The sequence below is a fragment of the Flavobacterium weaverense genome (genome assembly GCF_003688495.1).
GTDB classification, from domain to species: domain Bacteria; phylum Bacteroidota; class Bacteroidia; order Flavobacteriales; family Flavobacteriaceae; genus Flavobacterium; species Flavobacterium weaverense.
Window position 1 is genome coordinate 1 of sequence record NZ_REFH01000013.1, and the last position, 18,596, is coordinate 18,596.

Annotated in this window: 20 protein-coding genes and 1 rRNA gene; 3 read left to right on the forward strand and 18 right to left on the reverse strand. The window is 31.4% G+C overall.

What is annotated here, in order from left to right:
• Positions 1 to 77 (forward strand): 5S ribosomal RNA (gene rrf / locus BC961_RS14995); the annotation flags it as partial.
• Between the two features lie 752 nt (positions 78 to 829).
• Here the strand turns inward: rrf and BC961_RS13805 are convergent.
• From BC961_RS13805 to BC961_RS13830, 6 genes are all read right to left on the reverse strand, one after another.
• Positions 830 to 1,573 carry an LOG family protein gene (locus BC961_RS13805; protein ID WP_121926451.1) on the reverse strand — a complete coding sequence of 248 codons (744 nt, stop codon included), beginning with the start codon at positions 1,571 to 1,573 and terminating at the stop codon, positions 830 to 832.
• Positions 1,574 to 1,698: 125 nt separating this feature from the next.
• On the reverse strand, positions 1,699 to 2,001 hold the full coding sequence (gene trxA, locus BC961_RS13810; protein ID WP_121926452.1) for a thioredoxin: 303 nt from the start codon (positions 1,999 to 2,001) through the stop codon (positions 1,699 to 1,701).
• Positions 1,998 to 2,201, reverse strand: a complete 204-nt coding sequence (locus tag BC961_RS13815; protein WP_121926453.1) for a hypothetical protein — start codon at positions 2,199 to 2,201, stop codon at positions 1,998 to 2,000. Before BC961_RS13815 ends, trxA begins: the two co-directional genes overlap by 4 nt.
• A 201-nt stretch (positions 2,202 to 2,402) precedes the next feature.
• Complete coding sequence (locus BC961_RS13820; RefSeq protein WP_121926454.1) at positions 2,403 to 3,026, reverse strand: methyltransferase domain-containing protein; 624 nt, start codon at positions 3,024 to 3,026, stop codon at positions 2,403 to 2,405.
• A 186-nt stretch (positions 3,027 to 3,212) separates the two neighbouring features.
• Complete coding sequence (locus tag BC961_RS13825; protein WP_121926455.1) at positions 3,213 to 4,625, reverse strand: MBL fold metallo-hydrolase; 1,413 nt, start codon at positions 4,623 to 4,625, stop codon at positions 3,213 to 3,215.
• A gap of 356 nt (positions 4,626 to 4,981) precedes the next feature.
• Positions 4,982 to 5,608, reverse strand: coding sequence for a Crp/Fnr family transcriptional regulator (locus tag BC961_RS13830; protein WP_121926456.1), 627 nt, complete (start codon positions 5,606 to 5,608; stop codon positions 4,982 to 4,984).
• Between the two features lie 287 nt (positions 5,609 to 5,895).
• Between BC961_RS13830 and BC961_RS13835 the strand changes: the two genes are divergently transcribed.
• On the forward strand, positions 5,896 to 6,207 hold the full coding sequence (locus BC961_RS13835; protein WP_121926457.1) for a rhodanese-like domain-containing protein: 312 nt from the start codon (positions 5,896 to 5,898) through the stop codon (positions 6,205 to 6,207).
• Between the two features lie 58 nt (positions 6,208 to 6,265).
• Complete coding sequence (locus BC961_RS13840; protein ID WP_121926458.1) at positions 6,266 to 7,846, forward strand: NADP-dependent glyceraldehyde-3-phosphate dehydrogenase; 1,581 nt, start codon at positions 6,266 to 6,268, stop codon at positions 7,844 to 7,846.
• A gap of 427 nt (positions 7,847 to 8,273) precedes the next feature.
• Here BC961_RS13840 and BC961_RS13845 read toward each other — a convergent pair whose 3' ends face one another.
• The 12 genes from BC961_RS13845 to BC961_RS13900 all read right to left on the reverse strand — a co-directional run bounded on the left by BC961_RS13845 (position 8,274) and on the right by BC961_RS13900 (position 18,577).
• On the reverse strand, positions 8,274 to 8,837 hold the full coding sequence (locus BC961_RS13845) for a TlpA family protein disulfide reductase (RefSeq protein ID WP_121926459.1): 564 nt from the start codon (positions 8,835 to 8,837) through the stop codon (positions 8,274 to 8,276).
• A 202-nt stretch (positions 8,838 to 9,039) separates the two neighbouring features.
• Positions 9,040 to 9,330 (reverse strand): DUF202 domain-containing protein, encoded by a 291-nt coding sequence (locus BC961_RS13850; protein ID WP_121926460.1) that lies wholly within the window; start codon positions 9,328 to 9,330, stop codon positions 9,040 to 9,042.
• A 69-nt stretch (positions 9,331 to 9,399) separates the two neighbouring features.
• A complete protein-coding gene (locus tag BC961_RS13855) occupies positions 9,400 to 9,672 on the reverse strand; it encodes a rhodanese-like domain-containing protein (protein WP_121926461.1) in 273 nt (90 codons plus the stop codon).
• Positions 9,673 to 9,737: 65 nt separating this feature from the next.
• Complete coding sequence (locus BC961_RS13860; RefSeq protein ID WP_121926462.1) at positions 9,738 to 11,138, reverse strand: MBL fold metallo-hydrolase; 1,401 nt, start codon at positions 11,136 to 11,138, stop codon at positions 9,738 to 9,740.
• Positions 11,139 to 11,324: 186 nt separating this feature from the next.
• Positions 11,325 to 11,708 (reverse strand): hypothetical protein, encoded by a 384-nt coding sequence (locus BC961_RS13865; RefSeq protein WP_121926463.1) that lies wholly within the window; start codon positions 11,706 to 11,708, stop codon positions 11,325 to 11,327.
• Between the two features lie 475 nt (positions 11,709 to 12,183).
• The gene (locus BC961_RS13870) at positions 12,184 to 12,978 is read right to left on the reverse strand and encodes a sulfite exporter TauE/SafE family protein (protein ID WP_121926464.1); all 795 of its coding nucleotides are present in this window, start codon (positions 12,976 to 12,978) and stop codon (positions 12,184 to 12,186) included.
• A gap of 176 nt (positions 12,979 to 13,154) precedes the next feature.
• Positions 13,155 to 14,276, reverse strand: a complete 1,122-nt coding sequence (locus BC961_RS13875) for an ABC transporter permease (RefSeq protein ID WP_121926465.1) — start codon at positions 14,274 to 14,276, stop codon at positions 13,155 to 13,157.
• Between the two features lie 32 nt (positions 14,277 to 14,308).
• Positions 14,309 to 15,415, reverse strand: coding sequence for an ABC transporter permease (locus BC961_RS13880; RefSeq protein ID WP_121926466.1), 1,107 nt, complete (start codon positions 15,413 to 15,415; stop codon positions 14,309 to 14,311).
• 166 nt (positions 15,416 to 15,581) lie between these two features.
• Positions 15,582 to 16,370 carry an ABC transporter ATP-binding protein gene (locus BC961_RS13885; protein WP_121926467.1) on the reverse strand — a complete coding sequence of 263 codons (789 nt, stop codon included), beginning with the start codon at positions 16,368 to 16,370 and terminating at the stop codon, positions 15,582 to 15,584.
• Positions 16,371 to 16,409: 39 nt separating this feature from the next.
• Positions 16,410 to 17,306, reverse strand: coding sequence for an ABC transporter ATP-binding protein (locus BC961_RS13890; RefSeq protein ID WP_121926468.1), 897 nt, complete (start codon positions 17,304 to 17,306; stop codon positions 16,410 to 16,412).
• On the reverse strand, positions 17,306 to 17,671 hold the full coding sequence (locus tag BC961_RS13895) for a cupin domain-containing protein (protein WP_245980958.1): 366 nt from the start codon (positions 17,669 to 17,671) through the stop codon (positions 17,306 to 17,308). Before BC961_RS13895 ends, BC961_RS13890 begins: the two co-directional genes overlap by 1 nt.
• Positions 17,672 to 17,698: 27 nt before the next feature.
• Complete coding sequence (locus BC961_RS13900) at positions 17,699 to 18,577, reverse strand: HlyD family secretion protein (RefSeq protein WP_121926469.1); 879 nt, start codon at positions 18,575 to 18,577, stop codon at positions 17,699 to 17,701.
• Positions 18,578 to 18,596: the final 19 nt, after the last annotated feature.

Consider the following 18,596-nt stretch of genomic DNA (forward strand, 5'->3'; position numbering starts at 1 on the left):
CCTTCCCGAACAGAGTAGTTAAGCCCGCCTGCGCAGATGGTACTGCAGTTATGTGGGAGAGTATGTCGTCGCCTTTCTTTAAAAACCCTATTCATTTATTTGAATAGGGTTTTTTGTTTTAAAATTTTTAGAAAAATTAAGTAAAGACTTTCCGAACAGAGAAGTTAATCCAGAAACTTCGGGACGACTGCGCAGATGGTACTGCAGTTATGTGGGAGAGTATGTCGTCGCCTTTCTTTAAAAACCCTATTCATGTATTTGAATAGGGTTTTTTGCTTTAAATTTTGTAGAAAAATTAATTAAAGACTTTCCGGACAGAGAAGTTAATCCAGAAACTTCGGGATGACTGCGCAGATGGTACTGCAATTATGTCGGAAAGCGCGTCGTCGCCTTTCTTTTAAAACCCTTCATCATAAAGATGAAGGGTTTTTTCTGTTCGAACTGGTTGGGACTTTAGAATCTAATAAAATTTTTATTAAATGTCTAGTTTCTATTTTTATTACTAAATGGCAATTTTAGTTTTTCCAAATTTTATAGATTATTTATCACTACATATATAACTGCAATTTTCAAGTTTACTATTCAATATGCGTCATCTTAAACTCAAAACTAATTAGATTGGGCAAAAGTTCCATAGCAATACATTATAAAATTCTTCAGTCTTCTTACTTTATTACTTTTGAATCGTCCACAGTAATAATTTAATAGGAATTTTTTTTTTAAAAAAAGTACTAAGCTCAATATATAGAAAAAATCATTTCTTAAAGTATTCAAGTTTTATGAATATAACTAAATGATTATAATTTTTATGACTGGTAAATTGATAATTTTATCTAGTCTTCTCTCCTAACCACCACTTTGGTTTATATTCTTTTCGCTTTAAACCAAATTGTTTGATTGCGTGATTTCTTAAATGATTAATGACCTCTTCTTCAGAATCTGTTACAAACAGTAAATTCATATCTTCTGGGCTGATACTTTCATCATCAACCATCTTTTGCATGTGATTAATAATATCCTCGTGATAAACTGAATTAAAAATAATTATAGGGAAATCGTCAATAATATTATTTTGAACCAAAGTAAGTGCTTCAAATAATTCATCCAAAGTTCCTATTCCGCCTGGCATCACTACAAAGGCATATGAATACTTTACTAATATTACTTTTCTAACAAAGAAGTAAGGGATATAAATCCATTTATGCACGTAAGGATTTGGTTTTTGTTCTCTAGGTAAAACAATATTTGTTCCAACAGAATAGCCACCATTTTCGTATGCTCCTTTATTTGCAGCCTCCATAATACCCGGACCTCCGCCAGTCATTATAGTAAATCCTAACTTTGCTATTCCTGCAGCAATTCTTTCAGTACTTTGGTAATGATCCGTCTCTGGGCCAAAGCGAGCAGAACCGAAAACGGTAACGCACGGGCCAATAAAATGCATCTTTTGAAATGATCTTATAAAGTGATATCCTACTTGGAACACAAACGAAAGATTTTTTAATCTAGAAAGAGGTTCTTTAACAAATAATGATTCCGTTTTTGAAAGACGGTATTGTTTTTCCTTTGCCATAAAAGATTATAGTAGTTTAAATAGTAAAGGTGAGTTTTAGAATTAAGTTTCTATAAACATCTTTATCCAATTAGAGTAATAGCTTTTTTAATAATGACTCTAGAACAGATTTTTTAATTAAAATTTTATTTATTGCTTTTCTCAAGAATATTCTTAATTATTTCTTGCTTAGTTAGTACGCCTGACTGTCTCCATAATTGTTGCCCTCTTTGATAAAGAATCATCGTTGGGACACCGCGAACTTGATACTTAGAAGCAATCTGTTGGTTTTTATCTACATCTACTTTAATTATGGATATTCTTTCGCCTAAACGATCTTTAACTTCTTTTAATATGGGTCCTAGCATTTTACAAGGTCCGCACCAAGTGGCGAAAAAGTCTATTAAAACTGGCTTTTCGGAATTAATAATTGTATCAAATTTACTCATCTTCTTTTATATTTTTTGTTTGGCACAGCGCATCCGTTCGCACCACATCCTGAGTTAAAAATTACTTGAATCAAGAAAAATAAACCAAAAGCTATAAAAAACCATTGATTTAAAATATATGCTTGAATAAATAAAAATATTGAAAATGCTAGGCGAGCGAATCGCATAGGATGCCAATTTCTTAAAAGTAAATCTTTCATCTTATTAGTATTTAAGTGTTCCGGTGTAAAAGTTAATAGTTCGTATTTGTTCCGGCATTTGTGATTTAAAAAATCGAACTCAATAGTTATTTGTATGCAATATGTACTCTATAAATCTTTAATAAGTTATTCTTTTCCTATTTACTCTTTATTTGTCTCTAAGCTTTGGATATTGCGAATCTGTTTATTTGTAAATTTTAACTAACGAATAACTCTTTTTTTAAATTCGAAAAATAACTCAGAATCAGTTCGTGGTCCGAAAGAGTTGTAACATTGATCGAAATTTAGAAACTCAAAATAGTACTTAAAAAGTTCGCGATATTCTTCTTTATTGCCACCGAAAGGAGGTCCAATTTCAAATGTTCTATTAAATAGCAATCCCGCTAATATACCTTGCTGCGATAGTAATTGATGCATTTTTAAAACATAATTTTCACGTAAATGTGGAGACAACGCACAAAAAAAAGTTTGTTCAATAATTAGATCGTATTTGCCATTATGTAAAAAGAAATCGCCTAATATTATTTTTATACTTTTATTGTTATCGAATTTATTTTTTAACTCTTGTACTAATGTTGGTGCAATATCAATGATAGTAATATTTGTAAAACCTTTATCAAGCAAATATTCTGCTTCATAAGTATTACCGCATCCAGGAATTAGAATTGCAATATTTTTGTCTTTTAAAGTATTAAAGTATGACTTAATGGGTGGTGAAACAGTTCCTAAATCCCATCCTGTATTTTTAGCTTTGTATTGATCATCCCAATAGTCTGCGTCTAATTTGTTTTCTTTAGAGTTAGTACAGCATTTGTTATTGTCCATTTAGTAAGTTTTTAATATTTTTTTACCACTAATATATTATATGTAAATAATACTTTGCTTTGTAAAAAAGGTCACATATTTATATTGCATCAAAGAAACATTTATTAATAAATGTAGCAATGCGATTATTTAAATTTATAAAAATCGCACTACTAATTTCTGCTATTTTAATAATAGAAATTTCATTTACAATACTTTACTTTGACAAACAAAGTCAGTTTTTGGTAAGGTAGTTTTAGAAATGGCATTAAAACCACCTTCAATCTCTGTGAAATTTCTATAACCACGCGCTTCTAAAATTGAGGCTGCAATCATGCTTCTATAACCACCTGCGCAGTGCATATAAAAATGTTCTTTCGAATCAATATCTTTTATCCAGTCATTTATTGTAGCAAGAGGTCTACTATACGATTCTTCAACGTGTTCTGCACTATATTCACTTTCTTTACGAATATCTATAATTTTGCTTTCGCCAACTTTTAGTTCTTTTGCAAATTGTTCCGCTGAAATTCTGTTTATTGTATCAATCTCTTTACCCGATTTTCTCCAACTTTCAAATCCACCTTTAAGATGGCCCATTAGATTATCGAACCCAACGCGACTTAATCTTGTCACAGTTTCTTCTTCTTGACCAACTTCGCAGATTATTAGAATTGGCTGTTTAACATCAGCAATCATAGCACCAACCCACGGAGCAAAATCACCATCTATTCCAATGTTAATAGACTGTGGAATAAAACCTTTTGCAAATACTCCATTTTTACGAGTGTCTAGCATTAATGCTCCAGTTTCTTCGGCAGCAGCTTCAAATTCTACTGCTGATAAAGCTCGCATACCTAAGTTTAAAACATTTTCAAAACTATCGTAACCTTTTTTATTCATCGCTACGTTCATGCCAAAATAAGCAGGTGGCGGTAGTAAACCATCGGTAACTTCTTTAATAAACTCTTGTTCAGTCATATCTGCTCGTAAGGCATAATTTGTCTTTTTTTGCTCACCTATTGTAGAAACCGTTTCTTTACTCATATTCTTACCGCAAGCACTTCCAGCACCGTGAGCTGGATAAACAATTACGTCATCAGCAAGCGTCATAACTTTCGACCTAAGAGAATGGAATAAAATTGCAGCTAGCTGCTCTTGTGTCATTGAAGCTGCTTTTTGAGCTAAATCTGGTCTTCCTACATCACCAATAAACAATGTATCTCCAGAGAAAATAGAATGATCTTTGCCATTCTCATCAATTAGTAAGAATGTTGTACTCTCCATAGTGTGTCCTGGAGTATGTATTACTTTTATTTTAATTTTACCCACATTAAATACTTGACCATCTACAGCAGAAATACAATCAAATTCACATGTTGCATTTGGACCATATATTATAGGCGCACCAGTTTCTTTACTAAGGTCAATATGGCCAGATACAAAGTCGGCATGAAAATGGGTTTCAAAAATATATTTTAAATTAACTCCGTCTCTCTCTAATCTTTCTAAATAGGGTTTGGTTTCGCGTAAGGGATCTATAATCGCAGCTTCTCCATTAGAAGTTATGTAATAAGCTCCTTGCGCTAGACATCCAGTATATATTTGCTCTATTTGCATGATAGTTTTCTTTTATATTTATAGTACAAATTTACCTCTAATTTTTTAGATATAAAGTGACAATTGTTACATTGGTACTTTTGAATCAGTAAGGGTTTTATAAGTTTTTTATTTTTTTCGTAGGAAGTTGAAAGGGTACTATTTTTTATTATCGGTAGGAATCCAAAATAAACAAATTGATTAATGCTATTTAAAAACAATCTTTAAAATTAAATAAATTGATTTAATTAAAGTCTAAAATCTACTTTTTAATTAGCTGCTTTGTGTGATATTTACTTATAATGGTAAATATTGAAATTCGAAAAAAATAGAGGATTTAGAGTAATAAAAGCTTAAGCTATTTTTCACTAATCAGTTTATTTCAAAAGTTCGATATTATTTCGGTATAAAGTTACTAGTCCGCGTTGTTCCATTTTTTTTAGTAAACGAGAAATAACTTCTCTAGAAGTATTCAATTCTGTTGCGATTTCTTGATGTGATAACTTTAATTCTTTGCATCCGCATACCTCCGCGTGACGTTTTAAGTAAAACTCAAGTCGCTCGTCCATCGCTCTAAAAGCTATATTATCAATCACTTCAAGAACTTCCTCAAATCTGCTTCTATACGTGTCAATTACAAATTCGTACCAGCTTCGATGTTGCATCATCCACTTATCCATTAATGGTAATGGCACCATGATTAACTCAACGTCCTCTACGACTTTTGCCATGATTTGGCTTTTTTCATTTTTGGTTGCACATATCATTGAAATTGCACACGCTTGACCTGGCTGGAGATGGTACATGAAAAATTCTCCTCCGTTTTCATCCTCTCGATATACTTTAATTTTTCCGCTGATAACTAAAACCGTATTTTTGATATATTGTCCTGTTCTAATTATTACAGTATCAGTTTCAAATGACTGAATAACTGCATTTGTCTCAATTTCTTTTACTAATTCTGTAGAAAAGGAAGGAAATATATTTTTTGTAGAAGTAAGCATTAAAATGTTTTTTTTCAATAGTTTGTTTTGTAAAAGTACGTTAATTTACGGTCAAAATCTCGATATTGAGTTCTCAAAAGGCTTACGAATATCTAATTGTGATTATAATTTTATAAATTAGCTAAGGCCTTGAGAATTTGCGATTTCGTAAAAAAGAACGAATTTCTGATCCTTAATTGATAGTTACTGTTTTGCGAAAACGTTTTCTTATAAATATTTTCCATTTAACTATGGGTGTTTGGCTTACTGCATAAAAACATTGTAATTTTACAAAAAAAAATATCATTATGAATTTAATACAAGAAGACTGGGTTTCAAAATATAAATCTGATGAAAAAGCAGTTGTTTTGGACGTAAGAACCGAGGATGAATTTAATGAAGGTTTTATTGCCAATGCAATAAATATCGATATTCATAGCGGACAGGAATTTATAGATGCTATCGAAAATTTAGATAAAAATAATAATTATTACGTCTACTGTCGTTCTGGAATGAGAAGTGCTAAAGCTTGCGAAATCATGAATCAATTGGGTTTTGAAAATGCGTACAATTTAGAAGGAGGCATTACTGAATGGGACGGAGAAATAATACAGCCATAAAAAAAGCCATAAAAAGCTTTTCTAAAACACCAAAATTATAACTATAACAAACCTTCAAATGAGTTTAATACCACAAGAATTTCAGATTACTACATTATTAAATCAAGATACTTACCTAGTTGATGGAGAATTGAAAAAATGGGAAGGCCAGACAACAGCTGTTTTTTCAACAATTTCTTCTACAGATGAATATGCGCCAACTATATTAGGTTCTATACCATTTATGGGAGAGAGTGAAGCTCTTGAGGCAGTGAATGCAGCAAGTAAAGCTTATGATAATGGTCAAGGATTATGGCCAACAATGAAAGTAGCGGATCGAATCAAGTGTATGTCGAATTTTGTTACTCAAATGAAAGCAACACGAAATGAGGTTGTTAAATTTTTAATGTGGGAAATTGGAAAATCTCTTCCTGACTCTGAAAAAGAATTCGATCGTACCGTAGAGTATATTTATGATACTATTGAAGATTATAAATTATTAGACAGGAATAGTTCCCGTTTTACAAAAAGCCAAGGAGTGAATGCTATGGTGCGCCGTGGACCACTGGGAGTAGTGTTGTGTCTTGGACCATACAATTATCCTTTAAACGAAACTTTCTCGCTTTTGATTCCTGCTTTGATAATGGGAAATACTGTAATTTTTAAACCAGCTAAGCATGGAGTTCTATTAATTTCTCCTTTATTAGAAGCTTTTAGAAGTAGTTTTCCAAGAGGTGCCATTAATATTGTTTACGGTAGAGGACGAGAAGTGGCTTCTCCAATAATGAAATCAGGAAAAGTTGATATTTTAGCTTTAATTGGTAACAGTAAATCGGCGATTGCTTTGCAAGACCAACATCCAAATAAGAACAGATTGCGTTTAATTCTAGGATTAGAAGCTAAAAATCCTGCTATTATTTTACCAGATGCTGATTTAGATTTAGCTATTCAAGAATGTATTTCTGGTAGTTTGTCTTTTAATGGTCAGCGTTGTACAGCTTTGAAGATTTTATATGTACATGAAACGATTGCTGATGAATTCAATAGACGTTTTGCTGAGAAAGTTGATGAATTAGTTTACGGAAACCCATGGGATAAATCAGTGACTTTGACACCACTTCCAGAAAAAGAGAAGCCTGCTTATATTCAAGAATTAATTGATGATGCGGTTAAAAAAGGTGCGAAAATACTAAATGAAAAGGGTGGAAAACACCTACCTAACTACATTTTCCCGGCAGTTTTGTTTCCTATAAATAAAGATATGCGCGTGTATCATGAAGAGCAATTTGGTCCAGTTGTACCGGTTATGACTTTCAAGAACATTCAAGAGCCATTAAATGATATGGCAGAATCAAATTACGGACAACAAGTAAGTTTGTTTGGAAGAGATATTAAAACAATTGCACCTTTAATTGATACTTTAGTGAATTTAGTTTGTCGAGTGAATTTAAACAGTTCATGTCAGCGTGGACCTGATGTGTATCCATTTACTGGACGCAAAGATTCAGCTGTAGGTACATTGAGTATACATGATGCACTGCGTTCTTTCTCAATAAGAACCTTTGTTGCTTCAAAGGACAATGATTATAATAATGGAATTCTCCAAGCTTTATTAGACAGTAAGGAATCTAATTTTATTAATACAGATTATACTTTATAGCAAAAGTTTAATATAATAGTAAAGCCGCCTCAATTTTTTGAGTCGGCTTTTTTTTTGACTATGTAATTACATTAATTATTGTTCTTTTTCTTAAATAATGTGTAACTTCGAATGTTAATATTGCACTTCCTAAAACTAAATTCAAGGACTAATTTATCTTAAACACAATAGTATCAAAAATAAAATTTTAATAGTCAAAGAAAATATTCACGAAAGACTTCGCAGAGAACCGATATTGACTCACCGTAGGTTGAAATTTATACCTAATGTGATGCTTAATTTAGTAAGTTGCTTTATTACACTTTTGATAGTTGGAATTGTGATGTATTTTTTAGTGCGCTATTTACTGCAAACATTTTATCATTTGAATTAATAAAAATGTTTGGTTTTTCACATGTAAAGCTTTCGAACATCTTCCAAGAAATTTTTACTTTTGAAGATATTCATCAATTTTTTTACGAAAAGAATCACTATTCCAGTCTGCCGTCCCAATTTTTGCTACAATGATGTTTCCTTCTTTATCAATAACGTACGTTGCAGGTATTGTAGATGATTCCATTTCCAATGGTGGATTTGATAGCGACTGAAAAATTGGTAAGCTTAATTTTTCTTTATCTAAAAACTTATTAGCTTTTTCGAAAGGGTCGGTGGTGACAAATAAAAACACAACCTTGTTTTGATAATCGTTGTATAATTTTTGTAAACTAGGCATTTCAGCGATACAAGGAGGACACCAAGTAGCCCAAAAATTAATGAATATTATTTTCCCCTTGAATTCCTCTAGTGATACATTTTTTCCTGTTGCATCCACGAGCTGCCATTGATAAGTAGAAAGTACTTTTTGATCTTGGACTTCAATAGTTTTTGGAGCGAATACAATTAATCGGTTTATTTGAACTTTTAGAAAGGTTCCCAAAGGAGTAAATAAAAAAAGTGCTATAAATACTAAAAAAGCAATATTTTTAAATATTTTATTTTTTGATGTTTTCAATTTTGTTTTTGTTTGGTAATTCTTTTCTAATGAATTACTTTAATAATTATCATTCAGTATTCTTGTTATAAATGATTGCACGAACTGCAAAAGCATTCATTATTTTACGGATTATACCCTGTTAGCAATTTTTCATCAGTCTTAATATCTTAGCTTAACGAACATTTTATCATTTAGATATCCTTAAAAATTCAAAATAATTTTACAATTTGTTGTATTCTAAGTGGTATTCACCGATATGTTTCCTATTGTTTATAATTGATTTTTTATGCTTCAGAAAATTAGCAATTCCAATTACAAAGATTGCAAAAGCCGCAATAAAAAGTGCTACTTCAATTACTAAGCTGTTTTCGACCTTAAGTAAATTTCTTAAACTTAAGCCAGCAATCAAAAAATACATGGATGTTCTTAAAAAGGATAGAAGGGTAGATTGATTTGCTAAAATAGTTCTTTGCAAAGCTAGTTTTTCCCTTAAAATTAAATCTTTGTTCATCGTTATTGTTGGATCTATAATTATTCAAACTCCCTACTTATTAAATCTTTATCAATTAAGTTGGATCAGTTATAATTTATTAATTGCATCATCTACTTCTTGCCACGTGCCTCCATTTATGACATTTTTGAAACCATTCTGCTCTAAAATCATCTTTGCATGTCCGCTGCGATTACCACTTCTACAAAAAACGACTATTTGCTCTTTTCCTTTAAATTCATCAATATGATCTAATAACTGATCTAAAGGAATGTTTATTGAGCTTGCGACATGCCCTTCTGAAAATTCTTCCACTGTCCGAACATCTACTAAAAATGCATGTTTCATTATCTTTTCTTCCATTTTATTTTAATTTTAAATCCTATTATTTCTCTCTTTTTAAAATATTTTTAATTTAAACAGTATTTTTATTGTACCACTAAATTGTTTTGACTTTTCCATTCGTTCATTCCAGGAGAGTAATTTACAATGTTTGTAAAACCATTTCTAACTAATAATGAATAGCCAATTGCTGCTCTATCGCCGCCCTGACAATGTATGACTACTTTTTTGTCTTTACTTATTTTATCTAAATTATCCATTAAAGTGCCTATGAAAATATTTTTAGCACCTTCTATATGGCCTTCATTATATTCAGTGGCGCTTCGTAAATCTATTATTTGAGAATCCTTGTCGGATATTAATTTTTTAAATTCTTCAATATTAATTTGATTTACTTTCTCAAGCTTTCCGCCATTGTCCTCCCATATTTTAGTTGATGGAATATAGCCTTGAATATTGTCTAATCCTATTCGCATTAGTTTTCTAGTAAGGTCTTCTAATTGCCTTTCCTCTGCGAGAATAATAAACGGCTCGTTATAACTTAAAAACCAACCCGCCCAAGTAGCAAAAGAATTGTTTCCTTGAATATTAATGCTTTTTGGAATAAATCCTTTAGAGAAAATTGTTTTGTCCCTAGCGTCAATTAATTTTACTCCTTCCTCTAAAGCCTTTACCAATTCTATAGAATCTATTTTTTTTAATTTTGGAACTGAAGTTAAAAGCGGTCGATCAACTTTGTTTAATTTTTTCATCATAGCAAAATATTTTGGTGGTTCTGGTTGATCCTCCAATAAATATTTTACAAATCCAGGTTCGTCGTCATCGTACTGAAAAGCCCAATTTCTAATAAGTTCGTAACCAACTGTAGAACTTGGAACAGCACCAAGAGCTTTTCCACATGCAGATCCTGCACCATGACCTGGCCATAACTGAATATAAGCAGCTAAAGATTCAAATTTTTTAATGGATTGGTACATTTGCTTAGCGCCAATTTCTTGCGTGCCTTTTAAACCTGCTGCTTTTTCAAGTAAATCTGGTCTTCCTACATCACCTACAAACACGAAATCTCCTGTAAACAACATTACTGGTTCTTCGCTCGCGGGAGAATCGGTTAATAAAAAGCTAATACTCTCAGGAGTGTGACCTGGCGTGTGTATTACTTCTATTTTCAGATTTCCTAAATTTAGAATACTACCATCTATAATATCTGTGTGAGGAAACTCATATTGCCAGTCAGGACCGCCTTCACTTGAAAGATACATTTCTGCACCGGTAAGAGCAGCTAGTTCTCTTGAACCAGCTAGAAAATCGGCGTGAATGTGTGTTTCTAAAATATGTGTAATCTTCATATTATTAGCTTTCGCAATTTCAAGGTACGTGTCTACGTCTCTTTTTGCATCTATAACTGCTGCAACGCCTGCTTTTTGGCATCCTATGAAATAGCTTGCTTGTGCAAGTGTCTTGTCGTAAACGTGTTGAAAAAACATATCTTTTATTTTAAAGTACTTTACAAATTTAGAATCTATTTTCGGTATTCAGCGTGACTAATGTTACAAAGTACTACTATTTTTAAGCGACCACTTATACTGTAATTTACAAAAGCGTAATAATTAATATATTGACGTCTATTTTAGACTTCAAATCTTTAAGTAGAATCCTTAAGAAATCTTAATCTACATCCATTTACTTAAAAACTCTATTAATTCCTCTCTTAGCTCTCTAAATAATTTTTCAAATATGGTAACGCTCTCTCTGTGCTTTTTATGATCTAAAAATTTATCATTTTGGATTGAATTATGGTTTTTGCGAAGTGCATCTTCTAAAAATGCCTCATGGCTGTTTATATCATGATTTATAAAATCAATTTCTTCTTTCTGAATACTTATTTGATTATAAAAATAATCTATTAATGTGCGAACTTCAGTAGATGTATTTTTCTCCGCAATCTCCGAGATTCTATTCTCCATTATAAATAGTTCATCTTTATAAAATAAAAGCTTGTTCAACCAAGTTTTATGCTCTTCGTGTAGTTCATAAATTGTTTTCGTTGTTTCCATAATGCTATTTTTTTTAATTAAAGTATACTGAATGGAGCTATAATTTTACCGATTTTAAAATAAATTAGAAGTCTACGATGAATATTAAAATCGTATTTTCTGTTTAATAAAATCTTGGAATTGAGTTTCATTTTATAACTCAAAGCTAATGATTTAAAAGTGCTTAACTTTTTAGTAGTTTTATAAAATGCTTGGATTAAAATCAATACTAAATTAAGAATATTTTAGCACAAACGTCTTATATTCAGTAAATTAAAAATTTATATTTTCTCGTCGAAAATAATAGTAACCATTATTTTTAAGATATTGTAAACGTAAATTGTTCTACGTTTATTGAAGATAAAGAGATTCATATATCTTTTAATCAAAAATTTGCTAGAGTAAATCTTGATTCAAAAAGTCATATTGATTTTAGTATTTTTAATAAATTTAGAAAATCCAGCTGTACTATCTTTTCAACTAATGAATATTCGGTTTAAAAGAAAAGTTCTTTAGTTATGATGTAGATTCCCATGACTAATACAAACCATCCGAATGCAGGTTTAAGTTTATTACCGTCAATTTTTTTACTAAGTGCTGTTCCAATAAAAATTCCAACAATTGCAAAAGCTGAAATCGTAAAGAGGAATTGCCAGTTGATTGCGTTCTCACTACTTTCTCCAAAAAAACCTATTAGTGATTTGGCCGCTATAATTGCAAGTGATGTTCCTATCGCTTCTTTCATTGGTAATTTACTTAAAATCACCAAAGCTGGAATTATTAAAAAACCACCTCCAGCACCCACGAGACCAGTAACAACACCAACAATAGCACCTTCTATTAAGATAATTGGATAATTGAACTTTTGTATTTCAGGTTCTATCTCTAACTTTATTTTATCTTTTTTAATCATGCTGTAAGAAGCAAAAATCATTATCAATGCAAAAAATAGCATTAAAAAAAGATCTTTTGTAAAAGTAAAATTTCCCGAAGAAAAAATGATGTCGGGAATTGCAGGCACGAGTAGGGCACGAGTTAGAAAAACAGAAATAATTGAAGGAATTCCAAAGACGATCGCTGTTTTTATATTAACTAATCCCTTTTTAAAATAATTTGCGCTTCCGACAGCGCTTGTAAGTCCTACGATAAATAAAGAATAAGCTGTAGCTACAACTGGTTCTATCGCAAAAAGATAGACCAAAACTGGTAAGGTTAATATGCTTCCGCCACCTCCAATTAAACCTAATGCTACGCCAATAAGTATTGACGCGAAATAACCAACATATTCCATAAATTTAATTTTAGTTTTTAATTAGTACTCCTCATAGTATAAGTAAAACTAGTGCCAAAGGTAATTTTTTTACTTAATTGGTTTTGAAATTTAAGTACTATTTATTTTCTTCATTGATGTATAGTACCGTTTTTTAATGCTTCACTTTTTGAAAAAGAGCAAACTATTATTAATGATTAATTACTTTTTTTATAACTCCAAACTGCCAATCCATTCATCACAAAAGCATATAAAGAAATAATAATAAATTGCGGAACAATATCTACAAAACTAGAACCTTTAAGCATTACCATTCGCATAACTTCTACAAAATATCGAATTGGATTTATCAATGTAACCCTCTGTGCCCATTCAGGCATACTTTCGATTGGAGTAAATAGACCGCTCATTAGAATAAAAATTACCATAAAAAACCAAGCAATAAACATAGCTTGTTGTTGGGTGTCAGTATGATTTGATATAAAAAGTCCGATTCCTAAAACTAACAGTAAATAAACCGATGTAAAAAGATAAATGAGTGTGATGCTACCTAACATTGGAACGTTAAATACTATTTTCGAAATAAGTAATCCAACGGTCAATACTATTAAACCTAATATCCAAAAAGGAAAAAGTTTACCAATGATGAATTGATGTTTTTTTATTGGTGTAACATTGATTTGTTCTAAGGTTCCTAATTCTTTTTCTTTAACAATGTTCATAGATGACAAAAACAAAGTCAGCATCGTTACTAATAAAACTAATATTCCTGGCACCATAAAAGTTTTATAATTAAGCGTATTGTTATACCAAAAAGAGGGAATAACAAGTATGTTTTCGGGCACTTCTTTATTGGTAGAAAAGTAATTAGATTTAGTTATAATGTTTCTACCGAAAGCATTTACAATTTGTGCAACATATACATTTTCAATACCGGCAGTTGCAGCATCAATGGCATTGATCGTCACTGAAATACTTGTTTGCTGTTCTTTTATTAAATCGCGACTAAAATTAATGGGGACATTAACAATTATATCTGTTTTTCCTTTTTGCATTTCTTCAATTGCTTGTTTTTCAGAAAAAAGTGGTGCTGTAAGGTTAAAATAAGAGGAAGCCTTGAATGAATTTATTAAAGCTCGTGACTCCGCACTTTGATCATTATCCACAAAAGTAATGTTGATATTTTTCACATCAAAAGTCGCTGCATTTGACAATATTAATAATTGTAAAATGGGCAAAATAAATATTAATTTAAGCATGTTTTTATCTCTAAAAATTTGCTTGAATTCTTTTTGTACAATAAATAGTATTGTTCTCATTTTAATAATAATAAGTATAAATAGGGGACCAATTATTCTAATCTAATTTTATATTTTTTAATACTCAAAGCAATAAAAAAGAGCGTCATTCCAATTAACACAAGAGTTTCTTTCCAGATATATTGTATCCCTACACCTTTAAGCATAATCGCTTTTACGATTATAATAAACCATTTCGCCGGAATAATATTGCTAATTACTTGCATGGGCACTGGCATACTATTTATAGGAAAAATAAAGCCAGAAAGTATTATTACGGGTAACATTAGTCCCATTAGAGATAACATCATTGCGGTCTGTTGCGAGTCTGAGATGGTAGAGATTAATATTCCTAATGACAAGGCTGATATGATGAAGAGAATACTTTCGAATAGTAGTAGAAATAGGCTTCCGTTAATTGGCATTTTAAATACGAAATATCCTAAAAGCAAAATTACAACTGCATTAATTATCGATAAGAAAACGTATGGAAATACTTTTCCAATGATAACTTGAAAGGGTTTCAAAGGTGAAACCAAAAGGATTTCCATTGTACCAAGTTCTTTCTCGCGGGTAATTGAGATCGATGTCATCATTGCAGATACTAACATTAGTATTACAGTCATAACGCCTGGAACAAAATTGAAAACACTTTTTAATTCTGGGTTGTAGAACATTCGTGATTGCACTTCTACGGAAGCAGGACTGCCACTCGAACTATTTTTTTGGGACTGATAATTTTGAACTACAGCCGAAGTATAATTTGCTATTGTATTCGCTACATTTGGTTCAGTGGCATCTGTTACAGTCTGAATGGTTGCTGCTTTTTTATTTACTAAATTTTGACTAAAATTAGGTTCAAAAATTAGGACTGCTTTAACCTTACCTTTTTTGAATTCTGATTCAATCTCTTTTTCGCTATCAAGTTGATTTTCGATGCTAAAATAAGGCGATGACTTTAATTTATTTATTATTTTCTGTGTTTCGAAGTCTTTTGAATGATCTAAAACTGCAATATCGACGTTGTTAATTTCATTAGTAATTGCAAAACCAAAAAGTAATATTTGAGCTATAGGCATACCAAATAGAATAAACAGCGAGCGTTTATCTCTAAAAATATGGTAAAATTCTTTTTTTATAAAACCTATAAATCGTTTCATTTTATGAAGTTTTTAATCGCAAACTTGACGAGCATAAAGCATAGTTTGAGAAGTTTTTTAATTTAAAAACAGATTCTAAAGATTATTACCTGTTTTTTAGTGCTGCTAATCCGCAAATTTTATTTTTTAAATCTTAATTATCGGCTGTTCGACTTTCGGTATACTGCTATTCTATATTTCTAGCTAATTTCAAAAACACATCGTTCATTGTTTCTACATTAAACTGCTTCTTTAAATTCTTTGGTGTGTCTAATGCTTCAATTTTTCCTGCTACCATTATCGAAACTCTATCACAATATTCGGCTTCATCCATATAATGTGTTGTTACAAAAATCGTAGTTCCTTTATAAGCTTGAGTGTAAATCATTTCCCAAAATTGTCTCCTAGTTATAGGATCAACCCCTCCTGTAGGCTCATCTAAAAAAACTATTTTAGGTTCGTGCAGCAATGCAACAGAAAAAGATAGTTTTTGTTTCCAACCCAAAGGCAAGGAGCCGACCAAGTTATTTATGATGGCTTCTATTTGTAATTCCTTGACAAGTGCTGCAGTTTTAATTTTAATTTCTGCTCGAGATAGTCCATAGATTCCTCCAAAAAAAACAATATTTTCTTTAACGGTTAAATCATCATACAATGAAAATTTTTGACTCATGTAGCCAATATTTTTTTTAACCATTTCAGCATTAGTCAAAACATCAAATCCTGCAACTTGAGCTTCTCCTGCAGTGGGAATTGAAATTCCAATCAGCATTTTCATTGCTGTTGTTTTCCCGGCGCCATTCGCTCCTAAAAAGCCAAATATTTCACCTTTGTAAACATCAAAAGAGATAGCATCGACTGCGGCAAAGTCACCAAATTTTTTAGTCAAATTTTGAACAGAGATAATTTTCTCTTTTGCGTCATCGATAACGCGAGAACTAAATTCTGATTGCGGTTTTATTTCTTGATTATTCATACTCAGTAAATAACAATTTTATGAAATTTTGATTTACAATTACAAATCCATAAATACATCTTCGATCGTAATATTCGCCTTTTTAATCTCTATTTCGGTATGATTTTTATCTTCCAGATATTTCCTGAGATTAGTACTGTCAAAATCACTATTCTTATCTATATAATGAATGTATTCTCCAAAAGCGTAAACACTATAATGACTAGCATAATTTTTTAAATCATGTATTAATGAATGCGTATTTCTTGTGGAAACATCATAAATAATTTTTTCGTAATTTTTTATAATATTCTCAGGCGAATCTATTTTTAAAATTTTTCCATTTTGAATCAAGGCAATTCGATCACAAAGCGACGTCTCATCCATATAAGGCGTTGATACTAAAATAGTAATTCCTTTTTGCTGTAATCGCTTTAACATCTCCCAAAATTCTTTTCTAGAAATAGGATCCACTCCAGTTGTAGGTTCGTCGAGGAACAATACTCTTGGAGCATGAATTAATGCACAGCATAAAGCTAATTTTTGCTTCATTCCACCTGACAATGCTCCAGCTCTTCGATTTTTAAATGGTTCTATTTGAACGTAAATATCTTTTATCAAGTCGTAATTTGCGTCGATAGTTGTTCCAAAAATAGTAGCGAAAAAAGTTAGATTTTCTTCAACTGTCAAATCTTGATATAGAGAAAATTTGCCAGGCATGTAGCCTACAGAATTTCTAATTGATTTAAAGTCCTTTGCAACATCAAAACCAGAGACGGAGGCATTTCCTTCATTTGCAATTAAGAGCGTGGTTAATATGCGGAAAATAGTTGTTTTTCCTGCTCCGTCAGGACCTATTAAACCAAATAATTCTCCTTCTTCCACGTTGAAAGAAACAGCATCAATGGCTTTAACAGCTTTGTATGATTTTGATATGTTATGAACTATAATACTCATTACTTTATCAATAGAAAATTGCTGTTTTCATACGCATCCACCCAGTGCTTAATATTTGGCTCAATTTTTACGTAATCACCTGATTTTAATGACAATTTTCTGCCGCTTTCATCTCCGTAGTTACCGCTCCCTGATACACAAACTAAAAGTGCTGGAACTTTAGTTACATGTTCTGCTAATTGCTTTCCTTTTTCTATTTGTAGAGACATCACTTTATTTTCTGATGGAGCAAATAGAAGCGCAGTTTGTACGTCTTTCTGTTCCGTATGCAAATCTTTTAAATTCATTGTTCTTACAGGCTCTACAGGAACTGATTTACAACTGAATAATGCGAAGATTGATAGTAATACGATTGTTTTTTTCATGATATTAAATTTTATTATTTGTCTTTTTTATTTGATCCACATTTCAGCTGGCATTCCTATTTTTAGGCTTCCATCATTTTTTACTTTGACCTTGACGGCGTAAACTAAATTTATTCTTTCTTCTTTAGTTTGTATAATTTTAGGCGTAAATTCTGCTTGTGACGCAATCCAAGAAATAGTTCCTTTAAAAGATTTCATTTCATTTACTGCATCAATTTTTATTGCTACTTCTTGCCCTATTTTTATTTGCGGTAGCTGAGTTTCGCTAACAAATATGCGCAAAGTCATGTCTGAAATGTTGGCAATTTTATATAATGGTTTTCCAAAAGCGGTTACTTCGCCAGATTCAGCGTATTTGGACAATATGGTGCCCGGAATTGGATTTATAATTTTACTCTTTTGAATTTGGTCGTTTATTTTCTCAATTTGGACATCGATAGATTTTAAATCGCTAATTATTGGCGCATTTTGAGTGCCAACAGCATTTACCTGAGCCTCAATTACAGCTACTTTTCCATCTATCTCATCAACTTGACGCTTCGTCGCAGCGTTCTCATCATACATGCCTCTTATTCTCTCTTTCTCTAATTTTACAGTTTTAAGTTGTTGTAGCAGAACACTTTTTTGAGATAACACATTTGCTGATTTTGATGAGACTGTATTTTTGGAAGCAAGTAATTGCTGCTTTGTTAAATGAAGTTGGATGGTATCAATTAAACCAACTTGTTTTTTTGCTTCTACGAGATCGCCTTCTTGGATGTCAAGAAACTCTATTTTCCCATTCGCTTCCGCAGAAACTGTAACTTCTGTGGCTTCAAAATTGCCGTAACCATCCGCTTTTTCACTATTTTTGCTACAGGAAAATAATCCTATTGCGAGTGCTATTATTAAACTGATATTTTTCATTTATAAATATGTATTTGCT

What these genes read in the sequence shown, in the direction of transcription:
- BC961_RS13830 (WP_121926456.1), bottom strand. Translation starts at nt 5,608, where the DNA reads ATGCTTACTTCTACAAAAAATATATTTCCTTCCTTTTCTACAGAATTA.
- BC961_RS13855 (WP_121926461.1), bottom strand. Translation starts at nt 9,672, where the DNA reads ATGGAAGAAAAGATAATGAAACATGCATTTTTAGTAGATGTTCGGACA.
- BC961_RS13835 (WP_121926457.1), top strand. Translation starts at nt 5,896, where the DNA reads ATGAATTTAATACAAGAAGACTGGGTTTCAAAATATAAATCTGATGAA.
- BC961_RS13820 (WP_121926454.1), bottom strand. Translation starts at nt 3,026, where the DNA reads ATGGACAATAACAAATGCTGTACTAACTCTAAAGAAAACAAATTAGAC.
- BC961_RS13900 (WP_121926469.1), bottom strand. Translation starts at nt 18,577, where the DNA reads ATGAAAAATATCAGTTTAATAATAGCACTCGCAATAGGATTATTTTCC.
- trxA (WP_121926452.1), bottom strand. Translation starts at nt 2,001, where the DNA reads ATGAGTAAATTTGATACAATTATTAATTCCGAAAAGCCAGTTTTAATA.
- BC961_RS13860 (WP_121926462.1), bottom strand. Translation starts at nt 11,138, where the DNA reads ATGTTTTTTCAACACGTTTACGACAAGACACTTGCACAAGCAAGCTAT.
- BC961_RS13895 (WP_245980958.1), bottom strand. Translation starts at nt 17,671, where the DNA reads ATGAAAAAAACAATCGTATTACTATCAATCTTCGCATTATTCAGTTGT.
- BC961_RS13870 (WP_121926464.1), bottom strand. Translation starts at nt 12,978, where the DNA reads ATGGAATATGTTGGTTATTTCGCGTCAATACTTATTGGCGTAGCATTA.
- BC961_RS13875 (WP_121926465.1), bottom strand. Translation starts at nt 14,276, where the DNA reads ATGAGAACAATACTATTTATTGTACAAAAAGAATTCAAGCAAATTTTT.
- BC961_RS13815 (WP_121926453.1), bottom strand. Translation starts at nt 2,201, where the DNA reads ATGAAAGATTTACTTTTAAGAAATTGGCATCCTATGCGATTCGCTCGC.
- BC961_RS13880 (WP_121926466.1), bottom strand. Translation starts at nt 15,415, where the DNA reads ATGAAACGATTTATAGGTTTTATAAAAAAAGAATTTTACCATATTTTT.
- BC961_RS13805 (WP_121926451.1), bottom strand. Translation starts at nt 1,573, where the DNA reads ATGGCAAAGGAAAAACAATACCGTCTTTCAAAAACGGAATCATTATTT.
- BC961_RS13865 (WP_121926463.1), bottom strand. Translation starts at nt 11,708, where the DNA reads ATGGAAACAACGAAAACAATTTATGAACTACACGAAGAGCATAAAACT.
- BC961_RS13890 (WP_121926468.1), bottom strand. Translation starts at nt 17,306, where the DNA reads ATGAGTATTATAGTTCATAACATATCAAAATCATACAAAGCTGTTAAA.
- BC961_RS13825 (WP_121926455.1), bottom strand. Translation starts at nt 4,625, where the DNA reads ATGCAAATAGAGCAAATATATACTGGATGTCTAGCGCAAGGAGCTTAT.
- BC961_RS13850 (WP_121926460.1), bottom strand. Translation starts at nt 9,330, where the DNA reads ATGAACAAAGATTTAATTTTAAGGGAAAAACTAGCTTTGCAAAGAACT.
- BC961_RS13885 (WP_121926467.1), bottom strand. Translation starts at nt 16,370, where the DNA reads ATGAATAATCAAGAAATAAAACCGCAATCAGAATTTAGTTCTCGCGTT.
- BC961_RS13840 (WP_121926458.1), top strand. Translation starts at nt 6,266, where the DNA reads ATGAGTTTAATACCACAAGAATTTCAGATTACTACATTATTAAATCAA.